Raw genomic sequence first — 25,265 nt, forward strand, 5'->3', positions numbered from 1 at the left:
GATCGACACCTCGGTGATGTCGGGGCATCCTGGGAAGGCGGACACGCCGACATCGCCGATCCGGAGTGGATCACTGTTGCGACGGCTGGTCTCCACGGTCGACCGGGCAGCCCGGGCACAGCAGAGCGCCGCCCGCACGGGTGCGGGCGGCGCCTGAGGGGTCGAGGGGTCAGAAGAACCGGCGGCGCTTGGCCTTCTGCGGGCGCATCAGGTCGGCGCCCCTGGTCAGCAGCCGGCTCACCCCGGAGGGACCACGACGGGCCTCCAGGGTGTGGCTGAGGCGGCGGGCACCGGCCGCGGCCAGTGGCACCGCGATCGCCATCACCGCCCACTGTGCGATGCGTTTCTGGATCATGTGAGTTCACCTCCGTCAGTGGCTTCTGACGTCTCTGATACCCAGAGTAACGCGAGGATAAGCGCGTCGGATCAGAGCACCGGGGCGACCGGGTTGGGCAACGCGCCGCCGAAGCGTCGGTCCCGCTGGGCGTACAGCTCGCAGGCGTACCAGAGGTGCCGGCGGTCGAAGTCCGGCCAGAGGGTGTCCAGGAAGACCAGCTCGGCGTACGCGGCCTGCCAGAGCAGGAAGTTGGAGATCCGCTCCTCCCCGGAGGGGCGCAGGAACAGGTCCACCTCCGGGATCTCCGGGTGGTAGAGGTATTTCGCCACGGTCTTCTCGGTGACCTTCGCCGGATCCAGCCGGCCGGCCGCCACGTCCCGGGCGATCGCGGCGGCGGCGTCGCCGATCTCGGCCTGTCCGCCGTAGTTCACGCAGAACTGCAGGGTCAGCGTGGAGTTGTCGGCGGACATCTCCTCAGCGGTCTGCAGCTCGGAGATGACGCTCTTCCACAACCGCCCGGGCCGGCCCGACCAGACCACCCGGACGCCGAGGTCGACCAACTGGTTGCGGCGCCGACGGATGACGTCCCGGTTGAACCCCATCAGGAACCGGACCTCGTCGGGCGAGCGCCGCCAGTTCTCGGTGGAGAACGCGTACGCCGACAGGTACGGGATGCCCATCTCGATCGCGCCCTCGATGGTGTCGAAGAGGCTGTGCTCTCCCGCCTCGTGGCCCTTGGTGCGCGGCAACCCGCGGTCCTTGGCCCACCGGCCGTTGCCGTCCATCACCACCGCAACGTGCTTCGGCACCGCCTCCGTGGGCAGCGCCGGCGGGCGGGCGCCCGACGGGTGTGGTGTCGGCGGCATCGGCTCGCGCCGGCCGGCCCTCTTCGATCGGATCACTCGGCTCTCTCTCTGCTCGCACCGTCCGCCCCGGCTCCGACGTCGCCGCGTGGATGGGGCATCGCGGCCCCGGCACCCCCCGGTGGCGGGACCGTGCCGGCCACCGAGGGACCCCGGTCGACCAGCGGCAGCGAGCGTAGCGCGCGTTCCAGATGCCACTGCAGGTGAGCCGCGACCAGCCCACTGCACTCCCGGCGTACACCGGTCTCGGTGGCGTCGGCGACCACCCAGTCGCCGGTGGCCAGCGCGGACATCAGGTCGATGGTGGCCGGCGCGGGGTGGGCCGCGCCCGGCGGCCGACAGTCCGGGCAGACCGCGCCACCGGCCGGCACGGAGAACGCCCGGTGCCGCCCTGGCGTGCCGCAGACCGCGCACGCGATCAGCGCCGGCGCCCAGCCGGCGAGGGCCATCCCGCGCAGCAGGTACGCGTCGAGCACCAGCGTGGTGGCGTGCTCGCCCCGGGACAGCGCCTTCATCGCGCCGACGGTGAGCTGGAACAGCCGCAGTGACGGCTCCCGCTCCACCGGGGTCAGCCGCTCGGCGGTCTCGGCGATCGCACTCGCCGCCGTGTAGCGGGGGTAGTCCCCGAGGAACCGCTTGCCGTACAGGTCGATGCCCTCGACCTGACTGACGGTGTGCAGTGAGCTGCCGTGGTTGCCCTTCGGGTCGCCGGCGAGCTGGAGGTCGACGTGGCCGAACGGCTCCAGCCGGGCGCCGAACTTGCTGGTGGTGCGACGGATGCCCCGGGCCACCGCGCGCAGCCGGCCGTGCCGGCGGGTGAGCAGGGTGATGATCCGGTCGGACTCGCCCAGCTTCTGCACGCGCAGCACCACCGCGTCGTCGCGGTAGAGCTGTCGGCGGTACCCGGCCATCGGACCATTCTCCCTCGGGGTGTGAAATCAGGGTTGGTTCGGGGTGGACGCGCGGACGAACCCCGATGCGCCCGTCGCGTGCCCGGTCGTAGCGTTTCGGCCATGGCACTGCACCGGATCACCGGCAACCCCCGTTCCCGCGCCGTCGCTCCCCTCGCGCTGGGCGCGGCCACCGCGCTCATCCTGGTCACCGGGTGCGACAACCTGTCGTTCCGTCGCCTCGACTACGACAACACCGAGGCGGCGAAGATCACCACGATCCGGGTGCTGCCCGGCGCGGGCGACCTGGTGGTGCAGGGCACCGGCTCGGCGACCGAGGTGCGGATCAAGCGGGTGGTGCGCTACCAGGGTGGCGAACCCAACAGTCGGTACGAGATCAAGGGCAGCGAGCTGGTCCTGGACGCCGACTGCGGCGACCGGTGCACCATCTCCTACGAGGTGACCGCCGGAGGGCGTCGCCGTGCAGGGCGAGACCGGCTCCGGCGACGTGGAGCTGGGCCGGGTCGGCACGGTCGACCTGCGACTGGGCTCGGGTGACGTGCGGATCGCCGGCGCCACCGGCGCGGTCGGGGTGGAGACCGGTTCCGGCGACATCGTCGTGAGCGAGGCCAAGGCGGCGGTACGGCTACGCGCCTCGTCCGGTGACATCACCGCGCGTCGGCTGAACGGCGCTGTGGACGCCGAGGCGGACTCCGGCAACGTCACCGTCGAGTTGGACTCGCCAGCCTCGGCCCGCGCACACGCCTCGAGCGGAAACGTCACCCTGGTGGTGCCGGCGGCGGGCAGCTACCGGGTCCTGTCCACCGCCGGTTCCGGGGACGCGCGGGTCACCGTCGCCAACAACCCGGCCGCGGCGCTGGTGCTCGACGGTTCGGCGGGCAGCGGCGACGTGACGATCAGCCAGCGCTGACTGGCCAACTCCCCCGGTCACCGGCTGCGCCGGGCACGCGACGCGGGTCGGTCAGAAGCCCAGCTTGCGCAGCTGCTTCGGGTCGCGCTGCCACTCCTTCGCCACCCGCACGTGCAGATCGAGATAGACCCGGGTGCCGAGCAGTTCCTCGATCTGCTTGCGGGCGTTGGTGCCGACCTCCTTGAGCCGGCTCGCCTTGTGACCGAGCACGATCGCCTTCTGGCTGGGCCGTTCCACATACAGGTCGGCGTAGATCTTCATGACCTGACCCTCGGGGATCATCTCCTCCACCACCACGGCGATGGAGTGCGGCAGCTCGTCGCGGACTCCTTCCAGGGCCGCCTCCCGGATCAGCTCCGCGACCAGCACCTGCTCGGGATCGTCGGTCAGCATGTCGTCCGGGTAGAGCTGCGGAGACGGCGGCAGGTAGCTGGTCATCACGTCGACCAGCGTGTCCACCTGATGTCCGGAGACCGCGCTCACCGGCACGATCTCGGCGAACTCCCCCATCTTGCTGACCGCGAGCAACTGCTCCGCCAGCCGACGCTTGTCCACCAGGTCGGTCTTGGTGACCACCGCCAGCACGGTCGCCTTCAACTCGGCCAACTCGCCGGTGATGAACCGGTCACCGCGCCCGACCGGCTCGTCCGCCGGGATGCACAGGCCGATCACGTCGACCTCCGTCCAGGTGGACCGGACCAGGTCGTTGAGGCGCTCGCCGAGCAGCGTACGAGGGCGGTGCAGGCCCGGCGTGTCGACCAGGACCAGCTGTGACTCCGGCCGGTGCAGCACGGCCCGGATGATGTGGCGGGTGGTCTGCGGCTTGTTCGAGGTGATCGCGATCTTGGTGCCGACGATGGCGTTGGTCAGCGTGGACTTTCCGGCGTTCGGCCGGCCCACGAAACAGCCGAAGCCTGCCCGGTAGGGCTGACGGTCACTCATGCCGTCACCGTGCCGAGCACCGTGCCGTCCGGCGCCGCCAGGTGGATCGGCGCGTCGACGGCGAGATCGCGTACGGCGGCGTGCCCGGCGCCGTCCAGCGTCGACGCCTCGGTCACCACCGCTGCCGCCTCCAGCCGGCTCGCTCCGGCCGCCACGGCGGAGGCCACCGCCAACTGCAACGCGGTGAGGGTCAGCGAGGGCAGCGCGACGCTGGCCGCCGCGTACGTCCGGCCGTCGGAGTCCCGGACCGCGGCACCCTCCACGGCGCCGACCCGTCCGCGGGCACCCCGGGCCAGGACGACGAGCTTGCCGTCCTCGGTGCTCAGCGGAGCCGGCGCGGTGGGGGCGGGCCGGGCGGCGGGCGCGGTGGGTGTGTCAGGCATCGGCGGGTTGCCTCTCCTCGTTCCGGTTGTGACCTTGGTCGTCTCCGGGGCCGGCGTGCTCGCCATGCCCCGCGTTGTCCTGCTCGTCGCCCGGTGCCACGCGGCTGACCAGCACCGTGTCGATCCGGTTGCGCCGCCCGGTGGTGCCCTCGGCGACCAGCCGGAGGCCGGCCACCTCGACCTCCGCTCCGGGGATCGGCACCCGCCCGAGCGACTGGGCGAGCAGACCACCGACCGTCTCCACCTCGTCGGCGGGCAGGTCGGTGTGGAACAGCTCGCCCAGGTTCTCCACCGGCAGGCGGGCGGTGACCCGCACCGAGGAGTCGGTCAGGCGTTCGACCGGCGGGCGTTCGACATCGTACTCGTCGGTGATTTCGCCGACGATCTCCTCCAGGATGTCCTCGATGGTCACCAGGCCGCCCGTGCCGCCGTACTCGTCGACGACGATGACCAGGTGGTTGCGGGCCGCCTGCATCTCCGACAGCAGGTCGTCGACCGGCTTGGACTCCGGCACGAAGGTGGCCGGGCGCATCAGCTCGGCCACCGGCAGCTGCTCGGCGGCCGGGTCACCGCCCCGGGAGCGCCGGATCAGGTCCTTGAGGTAGAGCACGCCCAGCACGTCGTCGACGCTCTCGCCGATCACCGGGATGCGGGAGAAGCCGGACCGCAGGAAGAGCACCAGCGCCTGCGAGAGGGTCTTGCCCTCTTCGATCCACACCATCTCGGTACGCGGCACCATCACCTCGCGGGCGATGGTGTCGCCGAGCGCGAAGACCGAATGGATCATCTGTCGTTCGCCGTGCTCCACCACGCCGCGCTGCTCGGCCAGGTCGACCAGTTCACGCAGTTCCACCTGGGTGGCGAACGGCCCCTCCCGGAAGCCGCGGCCGGGTGTGACCGCGTTGCCGATCAGGATGAGCAGCGACGCGAGCGGGTTGAGCGCCCGACCCAACCAGCGGACCAGGGGCGCCACCGCCCGCCCCACGGCGTACGCGTGCTGCCGGCCGATGGTGCGCGGGGCGACACCGACCACCACGAAGCTGACCACGGTCATCGCGCCGGCGGTGACCAGCGCCGCCCGCCAGCCGGCGCCGAAGGAGTCCACCGCGACCAACGCCACCAGCGTGGTGGCGGTCAGCTCGGCGAGCAGCCGCAACAGCAGGAGTAGGTTGAGGTGCCGGACCACGTCGCCGGCAACGGCCTGGAGGGTACGGGCGCCGCGTACGCCGTCCCGGGCCAACTCGGCGGCTCGGGCCGGGGAGACCGCGGCGAGCGCCGCCTCGGTCATCGCGATCACACCGGCCAGCACGACCAGGCCGGCCGCGAAGACGATCAGTTGCAGGTCAGGCAGGCCGGCCGTGGGGCCGGCCGCCAGCAGTGAGGTGGACATCACTGGTTGCGGGTCGACCGCCAGCTCGCCAGCAGTCGGGCCTGGAGCTCGAACATCTCCCGCTCCTCCTCCGGCTCGGCGTGGTCGTAGCCGAGCAGGTGCAGCACCCCGTGCACGGTGAGCAGGTGCAGCTCGTCGGCCGAGGCGTGCCCGGCGGTCGCCGCCTGCTTGGCCGCCACCTCGGGGCAGAGCACGATGTCACCGAGCAGGGCGGGCTCGCCGCCAGCCGGGGCGCTCTCGCCCGGGCCGTGGTCGACGCTGCCCTCGTCCATGGGGAAGGCGAGCACGTCGGTCGGGCCCTCGCCACCCATCCAGCGGTGGTTCAGCTCGGTCATGTAGTCGATGTCGACCAGCAACACGGACAGCTCGGCGAGGGGGTTGACCCCCATCTCGTCGAGGGCGTGCCGGGCGACGGCGAGCACAGCGTCGGTGTCGACGTCGACACCGGACTCGTTGGCGATCTCGATGGACAACTGCTTTCCTCTGCTTTAGCGGCGTCGGCCGGCACGGCCGCCCTGGGCGGGTCGCCCGGGCACGGCGTGAACGCCCTGCGCCTGCTGGTTCTCCCGCTCGGCGTCCCAGCGGGCGTACGCGTCGACGATCTGACCGACCAGCTGGTGGCGGACCACGTCCGAGCTGGACAACTGGGCGAAGTGCACGTCCTCGACGTTCTCCAGGATCTCCCGTACGACCCGCAGACCGCTGGTCGTCCCGCCGGGAAGGTCCACCTGGGTGACGTCACCGGTGACGACGATCTTGGAGTTGAAGCCGAGCCGGGTGAGGAACATCTTCATCTGCTCGGGCGTCGTGTTCTGTGCCTCGTCCAGAATGATGAACGCGTCAGAGAGGGTCCTGCCCCTCATGTACGCCAGCGGAGCGACCTCGATCGTCCCCTGGGCCATCAGCTTCGGGATCGTCTCCGGGTCGAGCATCTCGTGCAGCGCGTCGTAGAGCGGCCGCAGGTACGGGTCGATCTTGTCGTTCAGCGTGCCGGGCAGGAACCCCAGCCGCTCACCCGCCTCGACCGCCGGCCGGGTCAGGATGATCCGGTTGACCTGCTTGGCCTGCAACGCCTGGACGGCCTTCGCCATCGCCAGGTAGGTCTTGCCGGTGCCGGCCGGACCGATGCCGAAGACGATGGTGTTCGAGTCGATCGCGTCGACGTACCGCTTCTGCCCGAGCGTCTTGGGACGGATGGTGCGCCCACGCCGGGAGAGGATGTTGAGCGTCAGCACCTCGGCGGGCCGCTCGGCGGTGCCCTGCTCAAGCATGCCGACGGTGCGTTTCACCGCGTCAGTGGTCAGGGTCTCGCCCTTCTCGATGAGTTCTAGCAGCTCACTGAAGACCCGCTCGGTGAGGGCGTTGTCCGCTGGGGCGCCGGTGATGGTGATCTCGTTGCCACGGACGTGCACGTCACTGGTGACCGAGCGTTCGACGAGTCGGAGGATCTCGTCACCCGCGCCGAGCAGATTGACCATGATCTTCGAGTCGGGAACGGTGATCCTGGTCTGCACCCGGGGCGGGCCGGGAGGTGGGGTGCCGGTCATAGGTTGGGCCGAAGGGCCCTGCGCACCTGCTCTCGATCTCGGCGCCGGCCCTGCTGGCACGACGTGCGGACGTTACACCCATCGTATCCGTTCAACACGGCCCGCATCGCGCCCATTTCCGCTGGCCGCGATCAACTCCCGGCCCGGAAGTCGTACCGGTCGAAGGTCTCCTGGTGCCGGGTGAACCGGTACGTCGCCCAGTGCATCCGGACCACCGCGCCGGCCTCGTCCCGGGTCAACCTCAGCAGCTCGCCGGCCTCCCTCCCGGAGACGGTGCGCAGGACGTCCGGACGGTCCGGCAGTGGGGTGAAGACCGCCGGCGGGCGGCCCGCGGGGTCGCCGGCTCCACGCGCCCGCAGGGTGCCGTCGTGCCAGGAGAAGACGTACTCGAAACCCTCGCCCCACCAGCGGCCGAGCACGCCCCGCAGGGGCGCCGGAGCGGGTGGGCCGGGCCGCCACGGCTCGATCTCGGCCGGGTCGTGCGCGACCGCCTCGGTGAGCAACCGGTGCGGCAGGTCGAACAGCTCCGCCGCCGTGCCGGAGGAGCCGAGCACCGCGGCGCCCATCGCTCCCGCCGTGCCCTCGCCACCTCGCCGGCCGTAGACCGCCGCCAGGAATCCCGGCATCGCCCCGTCGTGCCCCACGTGCACCACCCGTTCGCCCTGCGGGACCAGGATCAGCCCGAGCCCGAAGCCGGCACCCCAGAGCGTCTCGTCGGTGGTGGTGACCGGCCAGCGCATCTCGTTCAGGGTGTCGGGGGCGAGTACCGCGCCGGCCGGGTCCAGCGCCGCCGGGTCGGCGAGGAACGCCGCCCAGCGGGCCATGTCGGTCGCGGTGCTCCAGAGCTGGGCGGCCGGGCCGACCGCGCCGAAGTCGGTCGGCGGCTCGGGACGGGCCTCGTCGGAGTACGCGTCGACCAGGAACCCGGTGGCCGCCGCCGGCCCGGGAGTCACGGTGGTGTCGGTCAGCCCCAACGGCGTCAGCACCCGCTCGGCGAGCACCTGCGCCCAGCTACCGCCGCGCAGCCGGCCGACCAGTTGCCCGAGCACGGCCATGCCCAGGTTGGAGTAGTGGAAGCGGCGACCCGGCGGGAGCACCCGTTCGGCCCGGTCCAGCTCGGCCACCAGCTGGTCGGCGTCCGGTGCGCGCAGCGTGTCCCAGACCTCGCCGAACGGCTCGCGTTGCAGGCCGGAGGTGTGTGACAGCAGCCGACGGACGGTCAGCTCGCCGTGCGCCGGCAGGTCCAGGTGCCGGCCCACCGGGTCGTCCAGGTCCAGCAGCCCGTCGTCGCGGCACTGCAGGGTGAGCACCGCGGTGAACGTCTTGGTCACCGAACCGATCCGGAACCGGGTGTACGCGCCCAGCGCGTCGTCGGTGCCGGTGCCGGTGCCGCCCACGGTGTGCTGCCACAGCGGCCGGTCGGCCCGGTGCAGGGCCGCCGACACTGCCGGCACCCGCGCGTCGGCCTGCACCCGACGGACCAGCCGGCCCAGCCGCTCGTCCACCCGTGCGTCGGGCGTCGGCGCAGGACTCACGCGAGGTCCCGGGCGAGCATCGGGCCGAGCGGCGCGCCACCGAGCAGGTGCGCGTGCGCGTGGAACACCTCCTGCCCGCCGTACGCGCCGGTGTTGAACATCAGCCGGAAACCGTCGCCGAGCAACCCCTCGTCGTCGGCCACCGCGGCGGCCGTGGCCAGCACCTCACCGGCCAGCGCCGGGTCACCCTCGGCGAGGGTGGCGACGTCGACGTAGTGCTCCTTGGGGATGATCAGCACGTGTACCGGGGCCTTCGGCTCGATGTCCCGGAAGGCGAGCGTCGTGGCGGTCTCCCGGAGCACGGTGGCCGGGATCTCCCCGGCGACGATGCGGCAGAACAGGCAGTCGGATCCCATCCGGGCAGTGTAGGGACTGACGGGCCGGGGGCGCCTGTGCGCAGCGTGCGCCGCCGGCCTGTCAGCAGGACAGCCGGCTAGGGCAGGATGCCCTGCATGACGGATCGGGCGGTACTGGTGACCGGGGCCTCGCGCGGGATCGGACGGGCGGTGGCGACGGCGTTCGCCGGCGGCGGCGACCGGGTGGCGATCCACCACCGCGACTCGGCGGACGCGGCCGAGGAGCTGCGCGCGCAACTGCCCGGGGCGGGGCACGTGGTGGTCCGCGCCGACCTCACCGACCCGGAGGCCGTACGCGCCATGGTCGACCGGGCCGCCGAGCTGCTGGGCGGGCTGGACGTCCTGGTCAACAACGCCGGGGTGTACGGCGACCGGGACGACCCGCACCCGATCTTCGGTGCCTCCTACGAGCAGTGGCAGCAGCGCTGGCGGCAGGTGCTGGAGACCAACCTGACCGGCGCCGGCAACGTCACCTGGTGCGCCGCCCAGCACATGCGGGAGCGCGGCGGCCGGATCGTCAACGTCTCATCCCGTGGCGCGTTCCGCGGTGAGCCACAACAGCCGGCGTACGGCGCCAGCAAGGCGGGGCTGAACGCCCTGGGTCAGTCCCTGGCCGTGGCACTCGCGCCGTACGGCATCGCGGTGGCCACCGTCGCGCCGGGCTTCGTGGCGACCGACATGACCACCGAGCACCTGCGCGGCGAGAGCGGCGCGGCGATCCGTGCACAGAGCCCGTTCGACCGGGTCGCCCGCCCGGAGGAGATCGCCGCCGCGGTGCACTGGCTGGCCTCACCAGAGGCCGAGTGGGCCTCCGGCACCATCATCGACCTCAACGGCGCCTCCTACCTCCGCAGCTGATCCGGGGATCCGCGGCAAATCACCGGGGCCGAAAGGTGGCCGTCGGTGGGACGGCGGGTAAGTCTTGCCCCCATGGGTGACTCCACGCTGCTGGACCTTTCCGCCGACTACCGGGTGGTCGACGGCCACGACGACGATCCGGTGCTGCTGCGCCCCGACGGCACCCCCGTCGAGACCTGGCGCGAGACCTACCCGTACGACGAGCGGATGGACCGCGACGAGTACGACCACCACAAGCGGCTGCTCCAGATCGAGCTGCTGAAACTCCAGGACTGGATCAAGGAGTCGGGCGAGCGGCTGGTGATCCTCTTCGAGGGTCGGGACGCGGCCGGCAAGGGCGGCACCATCAAACGGTTCATGGAGCACCTCAACCCGCGCGGCGCATCCGTGGTGGCGTTGACCAAGCCCGACGAACGGGAAGCCGGCCAGTGGTACTTCCAGCGTTGGCTCGCGCACCTGCCGGCGGCCGGTGAGATCGTGCTGTTCGACCGGTCCTGGTACAACAGGGCCGGCGTGGAGCGGGTGATGGGTTTCTGCAGCCGTAAGGAGTACCTGGAGTTCCTCCGTCAGGCGCCCGAGCTGGAACGGATGCTGGTGCGCTCCGGCATCCGGCTGGTCAAGTTCTGGTTCTCGGTGTCCCGCGACGAGCAGCGCACCCGTTTCGCGATCCGCCAGGTCGACCCGGTGCGGCAGTGGAAGCTGTCCCCGATGGACATCGCCTCACTGGACCGGTGGGACGAGTACACCGAGGCCAAGGAGGCCATGTTCTTCTGGACCGACACCGCGGACGCACCGTGGACGGTGGTGAAGAGCAACGACAAGAAGCGGGGCCGGATCGAGGCGATCCGGCACGTGCTGCACCGCTTCGACTACACCGACAAGGACCCCGAGGTGGTGGGCACACCCGACCCGCTGATCATCGGCCCAGCCGGCCTGGACCTGAACCCCGAAGAGGAAATAGTCCCAGTCTTCCCCCGCCCGTGACGCCCGAGGAACTACCAGCGGTTCAGTCGGGTGGAGAGCACCGCGAGCGCTGCCACACCGGCGGTGGAGGTGCGGAGCACCGCCGGCCCGAGCCGTACGGGTCGGGCGCCGGCCTCGCGGAACGCGGTCAGCTCGGCGGCGTCGATGCCACCCTCGGGGCCGACCACCAGGACGATCTCACCGGTGGCGGGCAACTCGGCGGTGGTCAGCCGCTCGTCGGCCTCCTCGTGCAGCACGAACCCGGCTGCGGCGCCGGCGATCCGACGCGCCACCGTCGCGGTGGGCTCGTCCGGCGCACCGGCCACCACCGGCAGCCAGGGCCGGCGGGCCTGCTTGGCGGCCTCCCGGGCGGTGGCCACCCACTTCTCCCGGGCCCGTACGCCCCGGTCGCCGCGCCACTGGGTCACCGAGCGGGACGCCGCCCAGGGCACGATCTCGTCGACCCCGGCCTCGGTCATCGCCTGCACGGCCAGCTCACCCCGGTCGCCCTTGGCGATGCCCTGCACGACGACCAGCCGGGGTACGGGCGCGTCGGCGTACCCCCGGGAGGTGACGGTGAGCTCCAGGCTGCCCCGGCCGACGGCGGTGACCACGGCGGCGGCCGTGCCGCCCCGGCCGTCGGCGAGCAGCAGCTCCTCGCCGACCCGTAGCCGTTGCACGGTGGCGGCGTGGTGCCCCTCCGGCCCGTCCAGGGTCAGCGCGTCGGAGGTGGGCAGGGACTCGACCAGGAACAGCGGCGCGGACACGATGATCAGGCTAGCCGCGCCGGTCAGGCGTGGCCGTTGAACGCGTCGCGCATCCGGGAGAAGAAGCCGCCCTGCTTGGTCAGCTCGGCGACCTCCTCGCCACGGGTCTTGGCGAAGTCGCGCAGCATCTTCTCCTGATCCGGGTCGAGCTTGGTCGGAGTCCGGACGTCCAGGTGCACGTAGAGGTCGCCGCGGCCGGTGCCACGCAGGTGCGGCACCCCGCGGGCACGCAGCCGCAGGGTGCTCGCCGGCTGGGTGCCGGCCTTGACGTCGACGGTCTCCTCGCTGTCCAGTGTCTTGATGGTCAGCCGGGTGCCGAGCGCCGCCGCCGTCATCGGCACGGTGACCCGGCAGTGCAGGTCGTCGCCCTTGCGGGAGTACACGTCGTGCGGCCGCTCGTGGATCTCCACGTAGAGGTCACCGGCGGTGCCGCCACCCGGGCCCACCTCACCCTGCTGGGCCAGCCGGATCCGCATGCCGTCCTCGACGCCGGCCGGAATCTTGACGGTCAGCGAGCGGCGGGTGCGGACCCGACCGTCGCCGGCACAGGTGGGGCAGGGGTGCGGGATGGTGGTGCCGTAGCCCTGGCAGACGGTGCACGGCCGGGCGGAGACGACCTGACCGAGGAAGGTGCGCTGCACCGACTGCACCTCGCCCCGGCCGCCGCACGCCTCGCAGGTGGCCAGGTGCGTGCCGGCGGCCGTACCGGCGCCGGAGCAGGTGGTGCAGAGCACGGCGGTGTCGACGGTGATCGGCGCCTCGACGCCGAACGCCGTCTCGTGCAGGTCGAGTTCGAGTCGCAGGATCGCGTCGGCGCCGGGCCGGGTGCGCGGACGCGGGCCACGGGCGCCGCCTGCCGCGCCGCCGAAGAACGCGTCCATGATGTCCTGGAAACCGACGAACGGGCCGGCCCCTCCCGGACCGCCCGGACCGCCGGCGCCGCCGCCACCCGGTGCGAGCGGGTCGCCGCCCAGGTCGACGATCTGCCGCTTCCGGTCGTCGGAGAGGACCTCGTACGCGGCGTTGATGTCCTTGAACTTCTCCTGTGCCTCCGGGTCCGGATTGACGTCCGGGTGGAACTGGCGCGCCAGCTTGCGGTAGGCGCGCTTGATCTCGTCGTCGGAGGCTTCCCGGCTCACACCGAGGATGCCGTAGTAGTCCCTGGCCACTGCGTTCCGTGTCCTCATGTTCGTCTCGCGTTGCGCCGGTCGGCGGCCGCAGCCGGCCGCCGGCCCTGACTGGTCAGTTCTGGGCCAGCAGCTCGCCCACGTAGCGTGCCACGGCGCGCACCGTGGCGATGGTGCCGGGGTAGTCCATCCGGGTGGGCCCCAGCACCCCCAGGCCGCCCACGATCGTGGCGCCCGGGCCGTACCCGGTGCTGACCACCGAGGCGGCGCGCAGGTTGTCGAACTCGTTCTCGTCGCCGATCAGCACCCGGGTCGTGCTCGGTTCGGTCTCGCCGATGAGCTTGAGCAGGACGACCTCCTCCTCCAGCGCCTCGAGGATCGGCCGCAGCGAGCCCTGGAAGTCGAGCAGACCGCCGCGGGTGAGGTTGGCGGTGCCGGCCAGCGCGATCCGCTCCTCGTGCCGCTCGACAAGCGTCTCCAGCAGCACGGTGGCGAGGGTCGTCATCGTCGGCCGCAGCTCGGCCGGGGCCTCTTCCACCAGCACCTGCACCAGCGGCGGCGTGTCGGACAGCCGGGCCCCGGCGAGCTTCTCGTTGACCAGCCGGCGCAGGTCGGTGACGTCGTCGGCGGGCACCGGCCCGGGCAGCTCCACCAGCCGCTGCTCCACCCGCCCGGTGTCGGCGATCATGACCAGCATCAGTCGGGTGGTGGAGATCGGCACCAGCTCCAGGTGCCGGACCGAGGAGCGGGCGAGGCTCGGGTACTGCACGACGGCCACCTGGCGGGTCAGCTGCGCGAGCAGCCGCACGGTGCGGTGCACCACGTCGTCGAGGTCGACCGCGCCGACCAGGAAGCGCTCGATGGCCCGGCGCTCGGCCGGGCTGAGCGGCTTGACCCGGGACAGTCGATCCACGAAGAGCCGGTAGCCGCGGTCGGTGGGCACCCGACCGGCACTGGTGTGCGGCTGCCGGATGTAGCCCTCCTCCTCCAGCACGGCCATGTCGTTGCGGACCGTGGCCGAGGAGACACCGAGCTGGTGCCGCTCGACGAGCGCCTTGCTGCCGACGGGCTCCTGGGTGGAGACGTAGTCCTCGACGATGGCGCGGAGCACGGCGAGCTTCCGGTCGTCGAGACCCATCCTCCGCACCTCCTGTCGCACGTCGGCCGCCGACCACGGTGGGGTCGGCGGGCCGTCCTGGCACTCGACTGTAACGAGTGCCAGTCTACGTCGGCGTACCCGCCGGCGCGATGATCAAGGTTGTCGCTGTCCGTTCAGCCGGGCCGGCCCGGCGGTGTCGCTCTGGTGCGGCGTTGCCACGGGCCCTTACCGTGACATCCATGACTGAACCACCTCGCCCTCCCGGTTCGGGAGACCCTGGCGCCTTTCCGTCGGACCCGACCTCGGCGCCGACGCCTCCGGGCGCCCCGTACGAGCCGCCCACCGCACCACTGTCCGGGGCATCCGACCCGGGCGGCTATCCCCCGGCCGGTGGCTATCCGCCGCCCACCGGTGACCAACCGCCGTCGGGCGGCTACCCTCCGGCTGGTGGCTACCCACCGCCCGGCGGCCACTCCCCTGGCGGGTATCCGACCGGCGGTGCCTACGGCCCGTCCGGTGGTGGCTTCGCCAACAACGAGGACAAGACCTGGGCGCTGGTCGCGCACTTCGGCGGCGCCGCCGGAATGATCGTCAGTGGCGGCGTGCTCGGCTGGATCGGCCCCCTGGTGGCGCTGCTGGCCCGGGGCAACCAGTCCCCGACGGTCCGGGCGCACGCCGTCTCGGCGCTCAACTTCCAGCTCATCTGGTCGATCGTCGGCCTGGTCGGCTGGGTGCTGTCCTGCATCCTGATCGGCTTCATCGGAGTCGGGGCGGCCATCATCCTCGGTGCCGTGTTCGGCATCATCGCCGGGATCAAGGCCAACGAGGGCGCCCCTTACCGCTACCCGCTGTCCGTCAACCTCATCAAGTGACCCGGGTCGGCCGCTCCCCCGGCCGGCCCGGCGCACCGCCCGAGCCGAGCCGGGGGCGGCGGGCCGCTCAGGGCAGCAGGTCGCGGACCACGGCGTCGGCGAGGAGCCGGCCGCGCAGGGTGAGCACCGCCCGGCCGGCAGCGTACTGCGGGGCGGCCAGCAGGCCGTCGGCCAGCGCACGCTCGGCGCCGGCCCGGCCGGTGGCGTCGAGCACCGCCAGCGGCAGCCCACTGGCGAGCCGCAGGCGGAGCATGACGTCCTCCATGTGCGCCTCGTCGACCGTGAGCACCTCCCGCGCCAGGCCGGGCGACGCGCCACCGGCCAGCCGCTGCGCGTACGCCGACGGGTGCTTGACGTTCCACCAGCGCACCCCGCCGACATGGCTGTGCGCCCCCGGGCCGAGGCCCCACCAGTCCGCGCCGGTCCAGTAGAGCAGGTTGTGTCGGCACCTGGCCTCGTCGGTGCGCGCCCAGTTGGAGACCTCGTACCAGGACAGGCCGGCCGCGTCGAGGGCGGCCTCCGCGGCCAGGTAGCGGTCCGCCGCGACGTCGTCACTGGGGTACGGCAGCTCGCCGCGACGCATCCGGGCGGCCAGCCGGGTGCCGTCCTCCACGATCAGGGCGTACGCGCTGACGTGGTCCACCCCGGCGGCCACCACCTGCTCCAGCGAGGCGGCGAAGTCCTCGGCCCGCTCCCCGGGAGCGCCGTAGATCAGATCCAGGTTGACGTGCTCGAACCCGGCGTCGCGCGCCTCCAGGGCTGCGGCGGTGGCCCGCCCGGGGCTGTGCCTGCGGTCGAGGATCGCCAGCACGCCCGGTGCGGCGGACTGCATGCCCAGCGAGATCCGGGTGTAGCCGGCGGCCCGCAGCAGCTTCAGCGATTCCGGGGTGACCGATTCCGGGTTGGCCTCGGTGGTCACCTCGGCGTCGGCGGCCAGCCCCCAGGTGCGGTCGATGCCGTCGAGGATGCGGGCCAGGTCGTCGGCCGGGAGCAGGGTGGGCGTGCCACCGCCGACGAAGACCGTGTCGACCCGGGGCGGTGGGGTGTCGCCGAGGACCCGGGCGGCGAGTGCCAGCTCGGCGAGCACGGTGTCGGCGTACCCCTCGCGGCTGGCGCCCCCGCCCAGCTCGCTCGCCGTGTACGTGTTGAAGTCGCAGTAGCCGCAGCGGCTGGCGCAGAAGGGCACGTGCACGTACACGCCGAAGCCGCGCTGGCCGACCGCCGCGGTGGCGGCGGGGGGCAGCGATCCGTCGACGGGGACGGTCTCACCATCTGGAAGGACGCCGGGCATGGCCACTAGTGTGCCCGGCATGACCTCTCCCGACGTTCTCGTGCGGGTCGCCACGGCCCGCGGGGTGACCACCCTCACCCTGGACAGCCCGCACAACCGCAACGCGCTCTCCAGCAGCCTGATGACCCAGCTGCTGGCCGGGCTGGCCGACGCGGTCGCCGACGAGGCGGTCCGGGTGATCGTGCTCGACCACACCGGCCCGGTCTTCTGCTCCGGCGCGGACCTGAAGGAGACCGCGGCGGCGTACGCCAGCGGGACGGTGCCGGCCGCGGTGCTCGGCGATGTGCTGGCCGCGCTCTGGGAGTGCCCGAAGCCGGTGCTGGCGCGGGTGGCCGGTCCGGCACGGGCCGGCGGGCTGGGCCTGATCGCCGCCGCCGATCTGGCGGTCTGCGCCGAGGAGGCGACGTTCGCCTTCACCGAGGTGCGGATCGGGGTGATCCCGGCGGTGATCTCGGCGACCGTGCTCCCTCGGCTGCACCCCCGCGCCGCCGCCGAGCTGTATCTGACCGGGGACACCTTCGACGGCCGGCGGGCCGCCGAGATCGGTCTGGTCACCGCCGCCGTACCGGCCGACGAGCTGGACGCGGCGGTCAGCCGGTACTGCGACTCGCTGGTGCGCGGCGCACCCGGAGCGCTGGCTGGCGCGAAGGAACTGCTGCGCCGACCGGGCACCGCCGAGTTGCGCGGCGAGCTGGCCCGGCTGTCCGCCCTGTCGATCGGCTTCTTCCTCTCCGACGAGGGGCGGGAGGGCGTGGCGGCGTTCCGGGACAAAAGACTGACTCGATGGGTGGCCGCTCTGGACGGGGGTCACTCCGATCATGCCGGCTAGGTCGGCGACGGCTGGTCGGCGACGGCTGGTCGGCGACGGCTGGTCGTGGCAGGGGTGGTCGCGGCAGGTGAGATCGCGGCCGTAGCGGGAACGTCGCCGATCGGTACGGGCCGGCAGGCGGGCCCCGAATCGGTCGGACGACTCGGACGACGCCAACGGGGACGTACGCTTGTGGGACTGTCGATCTGGGGGTGTGAGTGCGAACTCGGGCAGCCGTGGCGGGTGGAGTGGTTCTCATCCTCGTCGCCGTGATCGCAGTCTGGCTCGTCGTACGTCAGGTCGGGGACCGTCTGCAGCTGCCGCTGTCGGCACGGAAGTGCACCGTCCAGGCCGACGGCAGGGTCGCCCTGGACGCCGACCAGATGGCCAACGCGGCGACCATCGCGGCTATCGGCACCCAGCGCGGAATGCCGGAGCGGGCCGTGGTGGTCGCGCTGGCCACCGCCTACCAGGAGTCCGGGCTGCGCAACCTTCCCGACGGCGACCGTGACTCGGTCGGTCTCTTCCAGCAGCGCCCGAGCCAGGGCTGGGGCACTCCCACGCAGATCCGCGATACGCGCTACGCGGCGAACCGCTTCTACGCGGCGCTGAAGAAGGTGCGCGGCTGGGAGAAGATGCGGGTCACCGACGCCGCCCAGCGGGTGCAGCGCTCGGCCTTCCCCGAGGCGTACCAGAAGTGGGCCGACAACTCCGAGGTGCTCAGCCGGGCACTGCTGGGCGAGGCCACCGGCGCGGTCGCCTGCACGGTGGGGCGTACCCCGGTGATGCACGGTGCGGCCGCGGTCGCGCAGCTCACCCGCAACCTGGTGCTGGACTGGGGGTTGTCGGGCACGGACACGACGGATCAGACCGGTCTGGCGGTGACCGCGGGCGACCAGCGCGACGGCTGGCGGTACGCGCACTGGCTGGTCTCGAACGCCCAGGACCACGGGGTGAAGCGGGTCCGTTTCGGCGACCAGGAATGGACCGCCCGGGACGGCACCTGGGGGCGGGTGGCCGGCGAGCACGGCGCGGCCGGCCAGGTGGTGGCCGAGGTGTTCGCCGAGGGGTGAGCGCCCGGATCTCCTAACCGGCAGTCACCGCACAATCGGACAAAAGCCTATGCAAGCGGTAATCGATCACGGAAATCTGACGCACCGGAGCGATAGCGCTGCACATGGTCCGCCGGCGAAGCAATCCGGCCGCACGCCCTCCCCGCCGCCGAGGTGATCGCGTTACGATCGGCGGCCTGTGCCAGAAATGGTTTCACCTCATGGGGAGGGGTACGACGCGGTGTTCGATTACGGCGACCGGACCGGCTACGAACCGATCAGCGACACTGACCGCAAGGAGTTCCACGAGCAGGGCTTCCTCCTGCTGCGCAACGTCCTGACCGAGGACCACCGGGCGGCGCTGGAGGCGGCAGTCGACCGCGTCTACGCGGAGGAGCAGGCAAAGGGCAACACCAAGAAGGACGGCACCCTGCACCTGCTGGGCTTCCTGGAGCGCGACGAACTCTTCGGCGAGTTGCTCACCCACCCGATCGCCTTCCCGTACATGTGGGGGCTGGCCGGCTGGAACATCTACACCCACCACAACCACCTGGACGTCACTCCCCCGGCCCTGGAGCCGGAGAAGCCGTACTGGGGTTGGCACCAGGACGGGTACCGGCAGAACTCCGACCCGGAGACGATGGACCCGAACCTGCCCCGGCCGATGTTCTCGCTGAAGGTCGCGTACGTGCTCTCCGACCTCTCCGAGACCGGTCGCGGCGCAACCAAGGTCATCCCGGGCAGCCACCTGAAGAACTCGCTGCCCCGGCCGGCGGACCTCACCGTGCAGAACCCCGACCCGGAGGGCACGGTGGAGATCACCGCCAACCCGGGCGACGCCTTCATCTTCGACCGCCGGCAGTGGCACTCCCGATCGACGAACCTGTCGGCCATCACCCGCAAGATGCTCTTCGTCGGCTACACCTACCGGTGGATCCGCCCGCTGGACGAGCTGCACCCGGACCTTGACGGCGAGTGGTACCGCAACCGCACGCCCGTGCAGCGCCAGCTGATCGGTGAGGGCACCCACACCGCGAACTACTGGGGCATCAACTGGGACGGGTACGTCGACGACGAGATCCCGCTGCGCAAGGAGCTCAAGGAGCGCGGCCGGCTGGACCGCAGCGTCCCCTGGCTCCGCTGAGCCGATCAGCACGAGAGCCCCTGCCATCTCACGACGGCAGGGGCTCTCCCGCGTTTTTCGGGGGTGGTCCTCAGGCGCGGCTGTCGAGCCGGCGGCGCGCGTTCTCGCGGATCTGCTCCGGCAGGTCGTCGGCGTCGAGCAGCCGGGGCAGCAACTCCGGCTCCAACGTCCTGGCTCGGAACACCTCGCCGATGGTCACCCCGTGGGCCGGGCGGTCCAACACCTCGACCGGGTCGCCGGCGCCCACCTCGCCCTCTCGGAGCACCCGCAGGTACGCCCCGGGCGTCGCCCGCACGGTGAACCGCCGGATCAGGTCGCGCACTCCCCAGAAGCCGGCGAACGTGGTGCACGGGGTACGCGGCATCGTCACCTGGAGCACCGCCGTCCCGACCATCCACTGCTCGCCGATCACCGCGCCGGTCACGTCCACGGCGTAGGTGGTCAGGTTCTCGCCGAAGCCACCGGAGCGGATCGACCGGTCCAGCTCACCCGCCCACCAGAGGGCGTCCTCCTCGGCGTACGCGTAGACGGCCTTGTCCGGCCCACCGTGGTGGGCCCGCTCGGCGATGAAGTCACCGGCCAGGCCGCCGGCCCGCACGAGCACCGGCCCGTCCACCGGTCGCTTGTCGATGCCGCTGCGACCACTCGCGTCGCCGGCCCACTGCGCCTCGGTCACCACGCCGAGGTTCACCGCTGCCACCCTGCCCGTCATGACCATCAGCCTAGTGGCGCGTCGGCACCCGGACGTACCCACTTGGTCAACGAAGGAAAGTACTTGCCTATTAGGCAAGTGAGTGGTGTGCTCTTTACCAGGAGCCACGACAGCAGCCACCTTCCCCTCAAGGAGCAGCCATGACCGAGTCGGGCCTCACCCCCACAGCGGCCGCCGACGCTCTCGCCGAGATCCAGGCTCGCCGCGACCAGGCGGTCACCGCCACCCTCGTCCCCGACTGGTACTGGCCCACGTTGGGCGGGCTCATGACGGCCTTCACCGCGGCCGTGGAGAGCCGCCGGCCGTGGTTGGTCGCGGTGGGTTCGGTGGCGTACGCGATCGGCCTGGCCGCCGCCGTGGCCCGGGTCGCGCTGCTGCACCGGGCCCAGGTCCGCAACAGCCTGATCGGTGTACGGGGCGCAACGGCGATCGTCGGCTATGTGCTCGCCCTGGTCGCGCTCGGCCTCAGCGCTGGATTCGCCGCCGAGGCGGCCGGCATGAGCTGGCCGGCAACGGTCGGCGCGGCGACCACCGCCGGCGCGATGACCGCTACCGGGCATCCGATGATGGGTTACCTTCGTCGGGTGATGACCGCCCGACCGCTCGTCAGTGGCGGCCGGTGAGTACCGCCCGTTTCGACGAGCTGATCCACGCACCGACGCGGCTGTCGCTCGTGAGCCTGCTCGCGGCCACCGAGTGGGCCGAGTTCCGCTATCTGCGCGAGCAGCTCGGGCTCTCCGACTCGGCACTGTCCAAGCAGCTCACCACGCTTGAACAGGCCGGCTACGTGGAGATCCGCAAGAGTTTCGTGGGCAAGCGCCCGCGTACCTCGGCGGCCCTGAGCCGGGCCGGCCGGGCGGCGTTCGACGGGCATGTGGTGGCGTTGCAGGAAATCGTCGCCCGCGCGGGGTCCACCCTCCTGCCCGGCGGCTGACGCACAGGCCGGACGCGGTCCTACCCGGTCGACGTGTCAGCCCTTGACGGCGCCGGCGACCAGACCGGAGACCATCCGCCGCTGCACCAGGAGGAAGAAGAGGATGACCGGCAGGGTGAACAGGGTGGACGCGGCCATCACCGGCCCCCAGTTGGTGTCGTCCCTTCCGAAGAAGAAGGTCATCGCCACCGGCAGCGTGTAGCGACCCTGGTCGTTGATGAACGTCAGCGCGAAGATCAACTCGTTCCAGGCGGTGATGAAGGAGAAGATGCTCGTCGCCACCAGCCCCGGTGCCACCAGTGGGAAGAGGATCCGGCGGAAGGTCTGGGCTCGGCTGGCCCCGTCGATGGCCGCCGCCTCCTCCAACTCCTTGGGCACGGCGGCGACGAAGCCACGGAGCATCCAGACCGCGAACGGCAGCGAGAAGCCGAGGTACGTGAGGATCAGACTGGGCAGGGTGTTGTAGAGCCCGAGCCGCTGGATCATCAGGAACAGCGGGATGACCAGCGCCTCCAGCGGGATCATCTGCACCACCAGCAGCATGATCAGGAAGCTGGTCCGCAGTTTGAATCGGAACCGCGCCACCGCCGTCGCGGCGAGCAGGGCGACCAGACCGCTGAGCACCACCGTCGAGACCGCGACCAGAGCGCTGTTGAGGAAGAAGTCGAGGAAGCTCACGCCGGGGATCAGGTTGCCGGTCAGGATCTCCCGGTAGTGCGTCAGCGTCGGGTGGGTCGGCACCGGCTGCGGCGTCGCCGAGAAGATCTCGCTGCTCGGCTTCAACGACGTGGAGATCATCCAGTAGACCGGGAACGCCGCGAAGAGCGCGACCAGCAGCCCGGCGGCGTTGAGGGCGACCTTCTTCACGACTCGTCCTCCTGCCTGAGCACCATGCGTACGTAGAAGCCGGTGACCACGAGCAGGATCACCGTGAGGATCACCGCGATGGCCGCGCCGAGGCCGTACTTCGGCGGTGGCGAGAACGCCTCCGCGTAGGAGTAGATGGACAGCATGAACGTCGGCCGGTCCTGGGTGCCCCCGGCCAACACGAACTGCTGGGTGAAGACCTTGAAGTCCCAGATGGTGGAGAGCACGATCAGGATCCCGAAGACCGGGCGCAGCAGCGGAAAGGTGATCTTCCAGAACACCCGCCACGGACTGGCGCCGTCCACCCGGGCCGCCTCGTGCAGCTCGCTCGGCACACTCCTGAGCCCGGCGAGCACGCTCACCGCGATGAACGGGAACGAGTGCCAGACCACCACCAGGGTGAGGATGGCGAAGAAGAGCAGCGGCGAGTTGAACCAGCCGTAGCCGGTCCAGTCGCTGCGGCCGAACAGGCCGTTGGAGAGCGCGTCGGGCAGCGCGTTGAACAGCCAGGTCACCAGGCCGCTCGTGTCGTCGAAGATCCACTTCCAGACGATCGTCCCGGTCAGCGCCGGGGTGGCCCAGGCGAGCATCACGCAACTGGCCACGAAGGTCGCCATCCTGCGACCGAGCCGGTTGAGCAGCAGCCCGACCAGGGTGCCGAGGACCATCGTGAGCAGAACGTTGGCCGCGGCGAACAGGACGGTGTTGCGCAGCACGGTCAGAAAGAACGGATCAGACAGGATCTCGGTGTAGTTGCCCAGCCCCACCCAGGGCCACTCCCGGTCGCCGCGCAGTTGCCGGACGCTGTTCAACCGGTAGAAGGACATCGTCACCACCTGGCCGAGCGGCCAGAGCAGCAGCACACCGATGATCGCCAGTGCGGGCAGGAGCAGCAGGTAGGGCAGGCGGTCCACCCGGCGACGCCGCCGCGCGGGGGTCTCCCGCGCGGCGGCCGTCTCCGGGGCTCTTGTCAGCGCGGTCACTTCTCGTTGAGGACCTTGTCCATCTCGGCCGCCGCGTCGGCGGTAGCCTTCTCGACCGTCTTCTGACCCTTCATGACCGAGCTGTTCATCGCCTGGGTCACCGTCTTGGTGCGGCTGACCTCCACCCACTTCGGGGTGAGCGGCGTGAGCTTGGTGTTCTGCATGGTGGTGGCGAACGCTGCCATGACCTTGTCGTTGGCGTACGTGTCACCGGCGACGAGGTCCTGGTAGACCGGGAAGAAGCCGAGGCTGCTCGCGAAGCTCTGCGAGTTCTTCTTGTTCAGCAGCACGGTCAGGTAGTCCCAGGCCAGGTCCTGGCGCTCGCTGTCCTTCCAGATCCCCAGATCCGAGCCGCCGGCGAAACCGGGTGCCGCCTTGCCGTCCGGGCCGGGGATCGGGAACGTACCCCAGACCTTCGCGATCTCGGGGTTGTCCTTCTTGATGGCATTCTGCTGCCAGCTGCCGGCGAAGGCCATCGCGGCCTTACCGGTGGCGAACTGGGTACGGGCGTCGATCTCGTTCCAGCCCGCCGCGGCCGGCGGGGCGACCTTGTGGACGGTCACCAGGTCGGTCCAGAACTTGACCGCCCGCTGCGCCTCCGGCGTGGTGTAGCCGGACTTCCAGGTGTCGCCCTGCTTGCTGGCGATCTCGCCGCCGGCGCCCCAGAGGAAGGAGTAGAAGGGCAGCTCGGAGTTGCCCGGCAGGGCGATGCCATAGGTGCCCGGCTTCTTCGCCTGCACCGTCTTGGCCACCGTAACCAGGTCATCCCAGGTCTTGGGGGGCTGCACACCCGCCTCGGCGAACCAGTCGGTGCGGTAGTAGATGGCCCGCACACCGGCGTACCAGGGAACGCCGTACTGCTTGCCGTCGAGCTGCGCGTTGCGCACCAGGCCGGGCAGCAGGTCCTTGCCGTCGGCCCAGCCGCCCATCCGCCCGGTCACGTCGGCGAGCGCCTCCTGCGCGGCCCAGCCCTGGGTCTCGGTGTTGCCCAGCTCGGTGATGTCCGGACCCGCACCGCCGGCCAGCGCGGCCTGGAACTTCTTGGGCGCCTCGAGCCAGGGGATGTACTGCACCACCACGTCCGTGTCGGGGTGCTTCTGCCGAAACTCGGTCTCGACCCCGTCAAGGAAGGCGTTCTGTGCCTGGCCGCCCTCGCCCATCATCCAGACCGTCAGCTTGCTGTTGTCGGCCGCGTCTTCTCCGGAGTCTCCGCAGCCGGTCAGCACCATCGCGGCCGAGGCCACCACGGCGGTGACCGGGGCCAGCCGCTTCCACCTGTTCACGCCATTTCTCCCCTCGCGCCGCCTGGAACTAACCTTCCACGCCGCACCTTAGTACGAAGATTTCCTTTACGACAGTGGGAGGATCGGCGGAGGCGTGGCGACCGTACCGCAGGGGATCGGCGCACGGCGCTGTGGCGTCGGAGGCGAAGTCGGGCACTCCAGCACGAAAGAACGCCCGGCCGATGGCCGGGCGCTCTTTCCGTGGTGCGGTGCTGCGGGGTCGTTACCGGGTGACGCTGCGGCGGCGACCCACACCGGCCACCAGCGCGACCGCGATGGCCGCCACGACGACCTGCACCAGCAGCTCGGTCCAGTCGATACCGTCGGTCTCCGTCGCGATGCCGACGGCCCGCGCGATCACCGTGCCCAGCAGGGCCGCCCCCACACCGATCAGCAAGTGCAGCCAGATCGGCATGTTCTGACGGCCCGGAACGACCAGGCGGCCCAGCGCGCCGACGATGAGACCAACAACGATGGCAGTGATGATGCCCCACACGGTGAGCTCCACGGTCGCCCTCCTTCTAAGAATGTCTGACACACAATGTGTGCTTCCTGTCGTGACCGCTAAGTTCCCGACCCACCAAAATCCCAAACCGACAGATGATCACGATCGGGTATACGCGGGCCGGTTCCACCGCTGGCCGCCCACACCGCCCAGCGGCGAGGCCGGCCGGCGGACCGACCGCCGACCCGGTGGGGAACGCCGATGGGCGCCCGACCAGTCGGTCGGGCGCCCATCGGAAGTGGTGCGGTGGTACGGGTGGTGCTGGGGAGTGTTATCGCGTGACGCTGCGGCGACGACCCACACCGGCCACCAGCGCGACCGCGATGGCCGCCACGACGACCTGCACCAGCAGCTCGGTCCAGTCGATACCGTCGGTCTCCGTCGCGATGCCGACGGCCCGCGCGATCACCGTGCCCAGCAGGGCCGCCCCCACACCGATCAGCAGGTGCAGCCAGATCGGCATGTTCTGACGGCCCGGAACGACCAGGCGGCCCAGCGCGCCGACGATGAGACCAACAACGATGGCAGTGATGATGCCCCACACGGTGAGCTCCACGGTCGCCCTCCTTCTAAGAATGTCTGACACACAATGTGTGCTTCCTGTCGTGACCGCTAAGTTCCCGACCCACCGAAAATCCAAACCGACTCATCTTCAGAGAAGGCGGCTCACGTCGATGCACGGGGAGTGCGTCGATTGGCGCGCGAACGCGTCGACCCAGGTAGGGGGCCTTTTGCCGTAACGCCGACCCCTCGACAGGATCCAGAAAAATTCTTCGCGCCGCTGGTGTCATCACCGGTGCAGCACCCAGCCCGCAACGTAACGAGC

Annotated in this window: 30 protein-coding genes; 10 read left to right on the top strand and 20 right to left on the bottom strand. The window is 71.1% G+C overall.

What is annotated here, in order from left to right; all coding sequences use genetic code 11:
* Nucleotides 1–169 precede the first annotated feature (169 nt).
* From ACLJN9_RS12375 to recO, 3 genes are all read right to left on the bottom strand, one after another.
* Complete coding sequence (locus ACLJN9_RS12375; protein ID WP_410811362.1) at nt 170–355, bottom strand: hypothetical protein; 186 nt, start codon at nt 353–355, stop codon at nt 170–172.
* Nucleotides 356–426: 71 nt separating this feature from the next.
* Nucleotides 427–1,203: an isoprenyl transferase gene (locus ACLJN9_RS12380; protein WP_410811456.1), complete on the bottom strand. Its 777-nt coding sequence runs from the start codon at nt 1,201–1,203 to the stop codon at nt 427–429.
* A gap of 32 nt (nt 1,204–1,235) precedes the next feature.
* Nucleotides 1,236–2,111 (bottom strand): DNA repair protein RecO, encoded by an 876-nt coding sequence (gene recO, locus ACLJN9_RS12385; RefSeq protein WP_410811363.1) that lies wholly within the window; start codon nt 2,109–2,111, stop codon nt 1,236–1,238.
* 102 nt (nt 2,112–2,213) lie between these two features.
* Between recO and ACLJN9_RS12390 the strand changes: the two genes are divergently transcribed.
* Complete coding sequence (locus ACLJN9_RS12390) at nt 2,214–2,648, top strand: hypothetical protein (protein WP_410811364.1); 435 nt, start codon at nt 2,214–2,216, stop codon at nt 2,646–2,648.
* Nucleotides 2,572–3,021, top strand: a complete 450-nt coding sequence (locus tag ACLJN9_RS12395; protein WP_410811365.1) for a DUF4097 family beta strand repeat-containing protein — start codon at nt 2,572–2,574, stop codon at nt 3,019–3,021. Before ACLJN9_RS12390 ends, ACLJN9_RS12395 begins: the two co-directional genes overlap by 77 nt.
* Before the next feature lie 51 nt (nt 3,022–3,072).
* On the opposite strand, the gene era is transcribed toward ACLJN9_RS12395, so the two are convergent.
* The 7 genes from era to ACLJN9_RS12430 all read right to left on the bottom strand — a co-directional run bounded on the left by era (nt 3,073) and on the right by ACLJN9_RS12430 (nt 9,174).
* A complete protein-coding gene (gene era / locus ACLJN9_RS12400; protein ID WP_410811366.1) occupies nt 3,073–3,963 on the bottom strand; it encodes a GTPase Era in 891 nt (296 codons plus the stop codon).
* The gene (locus ACLJN9_RS12405) at nt 3,960–4,346 is read right to left on the bottom strand and encodes a cytidine deaminase (RefSeq protein ID WP_410811367.1); all 387 of its coding nucleotides are present in this window, start codon (nt 4,344–4,346) and stop codon (nt 3,960–3,962) included. Before ACLJN9_RS12405 ends, era begins: the two co-directional genes overlap by 4 nt.
* A complete protein-coding gene (locus ACLJN9_RS12410) occupies nt 4,339–5,760 on the bottom strand; it encodes a hemolysin family protein (RefSeq protein WP_410811457.1) in 1,422 nt (473 codons plus the stop codon). The genes ACLJN9_RS12405 and ACLJN9_RS12410 overlap by 8 nt, the downstream gene beginning before the upstream one ends.
* A complete protein-coding gene (ybeY, locus tag ACLJN9_RS12415; protein WP_410811368.1) occupies nt 5,736–6,209 on the bottom strand; it encodes an rRNA maturation RNase YbeY in 474 nt (157 codons plus the stop codon). The genes ACLJN9_RS12410 and ybeY overlap by 25 nt, the downstream gene beginning before the upstream one ends.
* 15 nt (nt 6,210–6,224) lie before the next feature.
* Nucleotides 6,225–7,283 carry a PhoH family protein gene (locus ACLJN9_RS12420; RefSeq protein ID WP_410811369.1) on the bottom strand — a complete coding sequence of 353 codons (1,059 nt, stop codon included), beginning with the start codon at nt 7,281–7,283 and terminating at the stop codon, nt 6,225–6,227.
* Nucleotides 7,284–7,414: 131 nt separating this feature from the next.
* Nucleotides 7,415–8,818: a serine hydrolase domain-containing protein gene (locus ACLJN9_RS12425; protein WP_410811370.1), complete on the bottom strand. Its 1,404-nt coding sequence runs from the start codon at nt 8,816–8,818 to the stop codon at nt 7,415–7,417.
* Nucleotides 8,815–9,174 (bottom strand): histidine triad nucleotide-binding protein, encoded by a 360-nt coding sequence (locus tag ACLJN9_RS12430; protein ID WP_410811371.1) that lies wholly within the window; start codon nt 9,172–9,174, stop codon nt 8,815–8,817. Before ACLJN9_RS12430 ends, ACLJN9_RS12425 begins: the two co-directional genes overlap by 4 nt.
* Nucleotides 9,175–9,270: 96 nt before the next feature.
* Here ACLJN9_RS12430 and ACLJN9_RS12435 point away from each other — a divergent pair, with 96 nt between their 5' ends.
* Together ACLJN9_RS12435 and ppk2 are read left to right on the top strand one after the other, a co-directional pair.
* The gene (locus ACLJN9_RS12435; protein WP_410811372.1) at nt 9,271–10,032 is read left to right on the top strand and encodes an SDR family NAD(P)-dependent oxidoreductase; all 762 of its coding nucleotides are present in this window, start codon (nt 9,271–9,273) and stop codon (nt 10,030–10,032) included.
* Nucleotides 10,033–10,104: 72 nt separating this feature from the next.
* Nucleotides 10,105–11,016 (top strand): polyphosphate kinase 2, encoded by a 912-nt coding sequence (gene ppk2 / locus ACLJN9_RS12440; protein ID WP_410811373.1) that lies wholly within the window; start codon nt 10,105–10,107, stop codon nt 11,014–11,016.
* An 11-nt stretch (nt 11,017–11,027) separates the two neighbouring features.
* Here the strand turns inward: ppk2 and ACLJN9_RS12445 are convergent, their stop codons facing one another.
* The 3 genes from ACLJN9_RS12445 to hrcA form a co-directional block, all read right to left on the bottom strand.
* Entirely contained in the window at nt 11,028–11,762 is a 735-nt protein-coding gene (locus ACLJN9_RS12445) for a 16S rRNA (uracil(1498)-N(3))-methyltransferase (protein WP_410811374.1), read from the bottom strand.
* 23 nt (nt 11,763–11,785) lie between these two features.
* The gene (dnaJ, locus tag ACLJN9_RS12450; RefSeq protein WP_172899204.1) at nt 11,786–12,931 is read right to left on the bottom strand and encodes a molecular chaperone DnaJ; all 1,146 of its coding nucleotides are present in this window, start codon (nt 12,929–12,931) and stop codon (nt 11,786–11,788) included.
* A 73-nt stretch (nt 12,932–13,004) separates the two neighbouring features.
* Nucleotides 13,005–14,027 carry a heat-inducible transcriptional repressor HrcA gene (gene hrcA / locus ACLJN9_RS12455; protein WP_410811375.1) on the bottom strand — a complete coding sequence of 341 codons (1,023 nt, stop codon included), beginning with the start codon at nt 14,025–14,027 and terminating at the stop codon, nt 13,005–13,007.
* A gap of 200 nt (nt 14,028–14,227) precedes the next feature.
* On the opposite strand from hrcA, the gene ACLJN9_RS12460 reads away from it, so the two are divergent.
* Nucleotides 14,228–14,860, top strand: coding sequence for a DUF4870 domain-containing protein (locus ACLJN9_RS12460; RefSeq protein WP_410811376.1), 633 nt, complete (start codon nt 14,228–14,230; stop codon nt 14,858–14,860).
* Nucleotides 14,861–14,927: 67 nt separating this feature from the next.
* Here ACLJN9_RS12460 and hemW read toward each other — a convergent pair whose 3' ends face one another.
* Nucleotides 14,928–16,151: a radical SAM family heme chaperone HemW gene (hemW, locus tag ACLJN9_RS12465; protein WP_410811458.1), complete on the bottom strand. Its 1,224-nt coding sequence runs from the start codon at nt 16,149–16,151 to the stop codon at nt 14,928–14,930.
* A gap of 19 nt (nt 16,152–16,170) precedes the next feature.
* Here hemW and ACLJN9_RS12470 point away from each other — a divergent pair, with 19 nt between their 5' ends.
* From ACLJN9_RS12470 to ACLJN9_RS12480, 3 genes are all read left to right on the top strand, one after another.
* Complete coding sequence (locus ACLJN9_RS12470; RefSeq protein WP_410811377.1) at nt 16,171–16,980, top strand: enoyl-CoA hydratase-related protein; 810 nt, start codon at nt 16,171–16,173, stop codon at nt 16,978–16,980.
* A gap of 197 nt (nt 16,981–17,177) precedes the next feature.
* Nucleotides 17,178–18,032, top strand: a complete 855-nt coding sequence (locus tag ACLJN9_RS12475; RefSeq protein ID WP_410811378.1) for a hypothetical protein — start codon at nt 17,178–17,180, stop codon at nt 18,030–18,032.
* A 220-nt stretch (nt 18,033–18,252) separates the two neighbouring features.
* Nucleotides 18,253–19,155 carry a phytanoyl-CoA dioxygenase family protein gene (locus tag ACLJN9_RS12480; protein ID WP_410811379.1) on the top strand — a complete coding sequence of 301 codons (903 nt, stop codon included), beginning with the start codon at nt 18,253–18,255 and terminating at the stop codon, nt 19,153–19,155.
* Between the two features lie 70 nt (nt 19,156–19,225).
* Here the strand turns inward: ACLJN9_RS12480 and ACLJN9_RS12485 are convergent, their stop codons facing one another.
* A complete protein-coding gene (locus ACLJN9_RS12485; RefSeq protein ID WP_410811380.1) occupies nt 19,226–19,867 on the bottom strand; it encodes an MOSC domain-containing protein in 642 nt (213 codons plus the stop codon).
* Nucleotides 19,868–20,007: 140 nt separating this feature from the next.
* Between ACLJN9_RS12485 and ACLJN9_RS12490 the strand changes: the two genes are divergently transcribed.
* Together ACLJN9_RS12490 and ACLJN9_RS12495 are read left to right on the top strand one after the other, a co-directional pair.
* Complete coding sequence (locus ACLJN9_RS12490; protein WP_410811381.1) at nt 20,008–20,490, top strand: hypothetical protein; 483 nt, start codon at nt 20,008–20,010, stop codon at nt 20,488–20,490.
* The gene (locus ACLJN9_RS12495) at nt 20,487–20,801 is read left to right on the top strand and encodes a winged helix-turn-helix domain-containing protein (RefSeq protein ID WP_410811382.1); all 315 of its coding nucleotides are present in this window, start codon (nt 20,487–20,489) and stop codon (nt 20,799–20,801) included. Before ACLJN9_RS12490 ends, ACLJN9_RS12495 begins: the two co-directional genes overlap by 4 nt.
* Before the next feature lie 36 nt (nt 20,802–20,837).
* Here the strand turns inward: ACLJN9_RS12495 and ACLJN9_RS12500 are convergent, their stop codons facing one another.
* The 5 genes from ACLJN9_RS12500 to ACLJN9_RS12520 all read right to left on the bottom strand — a co-directional run bounded on the left by ACLJN9_RS12500 (nt 20,838) and on the right by ACLJN9_RS12520 (nt 24,995).
* Nucleotides 20,838–21,668 carry a carbohydrate ABC transporter permease gene (locus ACLJN9_RS12500; RefSeq protein ID WP_410811383.1) on the bottom strand — a complete coding sequence of 277 codons (831 nt, stop codon included), beginning with the start codon at nt 21,666–21,668 and terminating at the stop codon, nt 20,838–20,840.
* On the bottom strand, nt 21,665–22,651 hold the full coding sequence (locus ACLJN9_RS12505; protein WP_410811384.1) for a carbohydrate ABC transporter permease: 987 nt from the start codon (nt 22,649–22,651) through the stop codon (nt 21,665–21,667). Before ACLJN9_RS12505 ends, ACLJN9_RS12500 begins: the two co-directional genes overlap by 4 nt.
* Nucleotides 22,648–23,934, bottom strand: coding sequence for a sugar ABC transporter substrate-binding protein (locus ACLJN9_RS12510; RefSeq protein WP_410811385.1), 1,287 nt, complete (start codon nt 23,932–23,934; stop codon nt 22,648–22,650). Before ACLJN9_RS12510 ends, ACLJN9_RS12505 begins: the two co-directional genes overlap by 4 nt.
* 223 nt (nt 23,935–24,157) lie before the next feature.
* Nucleotides 24,158–24,442 carry a GlsB/YeaQ/YmgE family stress response membrane protein gene (locus ACLJN9_RS12515; protein WP_410811386.1) on the bottom strand — a complete coding sequence of 95 codons (285 nt, stop codon included), beginning with the start codon at nt 24,440–24,442 and terminating at the stop codon, nt 24,158–24,160.
* 268 nt (nt 24,443–24,710) lie between these two features.
* Nucleotides 24,711–24,995, bottom strand: coding sequence for a GlsB/YeaQ/YmgE family stress response membrane protein (locus ACLJN9_RS12520; protein WP_410811386.1), 285 nt, complete (start codon nt 24,993–24,995; stop codon nt 24,711–24,713).
* Between the last annotated feature and the right edge of the window lie 270 nt (nt 24,996–25,265).

The organism is Micromonospora sp. 067-2, assembly GCF_046549295.1.
Taxonomy (GTDB): domain Bacteria; phylum Actinomycetota; class Actinomycetes; order Mycobacteriales; family Micromonosporaceae; genus Micromonospora.

Coding starts and splice junctions, on each gene's coding strand:
- era (WP_410811366.1), bottom strand. CDS start 3,963: ATGAGTGACCGTCAGCCCTACCGGGCAGGCTTCGGCTGTTTCGTGGGC.
- ACLJN9_RS12405 (WP_410811367.1), bottom strand. CDS start 4,346: ATGCCTGACACACCCACCGCGCCCGCCGCCCGGCCCGCCCCCACCGCG.
- ACLJN9_RS12435 (WP_410811372.1), top strand. CDS start 9,271: ATGACGGATCGGGCGGTACTGGTGACCGGGGCCTCGCGCGGGATCGGA.
- ACLJN9_RS12380 (WP_410811456.1), bottom strand. CDS start 1,203: ATGCCGCCGACACCACACCCGTCGGGCGCCCGCCCGCCGGCGCTGCCC.
- hemW (WP_410811458.1), bottom strand. CDS start 16,151: ATGCCCGGCGTCCTTCCAGATGGTGAGACCGTCCCCGTCGACGGATCG.
- recO (WP_410811363.1), bottom strand. CDS start 2,111: ATGGCCGGGTACCGCCGACAGCTCTACCGCGACGACGCGGTGGTGCTG.
- ACLJN9_RS12470 (WP_410811377.1), top strand. CDS start 16,171: ATGACCTCTCCCGACGTTCTCGTGCGGGTCGCCACGGCCCGCGGGGTG.
- ACLJN9_RS12490 (WP_410811381.1), top strand. CDS start 20,008: ATGACCGAGTCGGGCCTCACCCCCACAGCGGCCGCCGACGCTCTCGCC.
- ACLJN9_RS12430 (WP_410811371.1), bottom strand. CDS start 9,174: ATGGGATCCGACTGCCTGTTCTGCCGCATCGTCGCCGGGGAGATCCCG.
- ACLJN9_RS12420 (WP_410811369.1), bottom strand. CDS start 7,283: ATGACCGGCACCCCACCTCCCGGCCCGCCCCGGGTGCAGACCAGGATC.
- ppk2 (WP_410811373.1), top strand. CDS start 10,105: ATGGGTGACTCCACGCTGCTGGACCTTTCCGCCGACTACCGGGTGGTC.
- ACLJN9_RS12485 (WP_410811380.1), bottom strand. CDS start 19,867: ATGACGGGCAGGGTGGCAGCGGTGAACCTCGGCGTGGTGACCGAGGCG.
- ACLJN9_RS12460 (WP_410811376.1), top strand. CDS start 14,228: ATGACTGAACCACCTCGCCCTCCCGGTTCGGGAGACCCTGGCGCCTTT.
- ACLJN9_RS12390 (WP_410811364.1), top strand. CDS start 2,214: ATGGCACTGCACCGGATCACCGGCAACCCCCGTTCCCGCGCCGTCGCT.
- ACLJN9_RS12375 (WP_410811362.1), bottom strand. CDS start 355: ATGATCCAGAAACGCATCGCACAGTGGGCGGTGATGGCGATCGCGGTG.
- hrcA (WP_410811375.1), bottom strand. CDS start 14,027: ATGGGTCTCGACGACCGGAAGCTCGCCGTGCTCCGCGCCATCGTCGAG.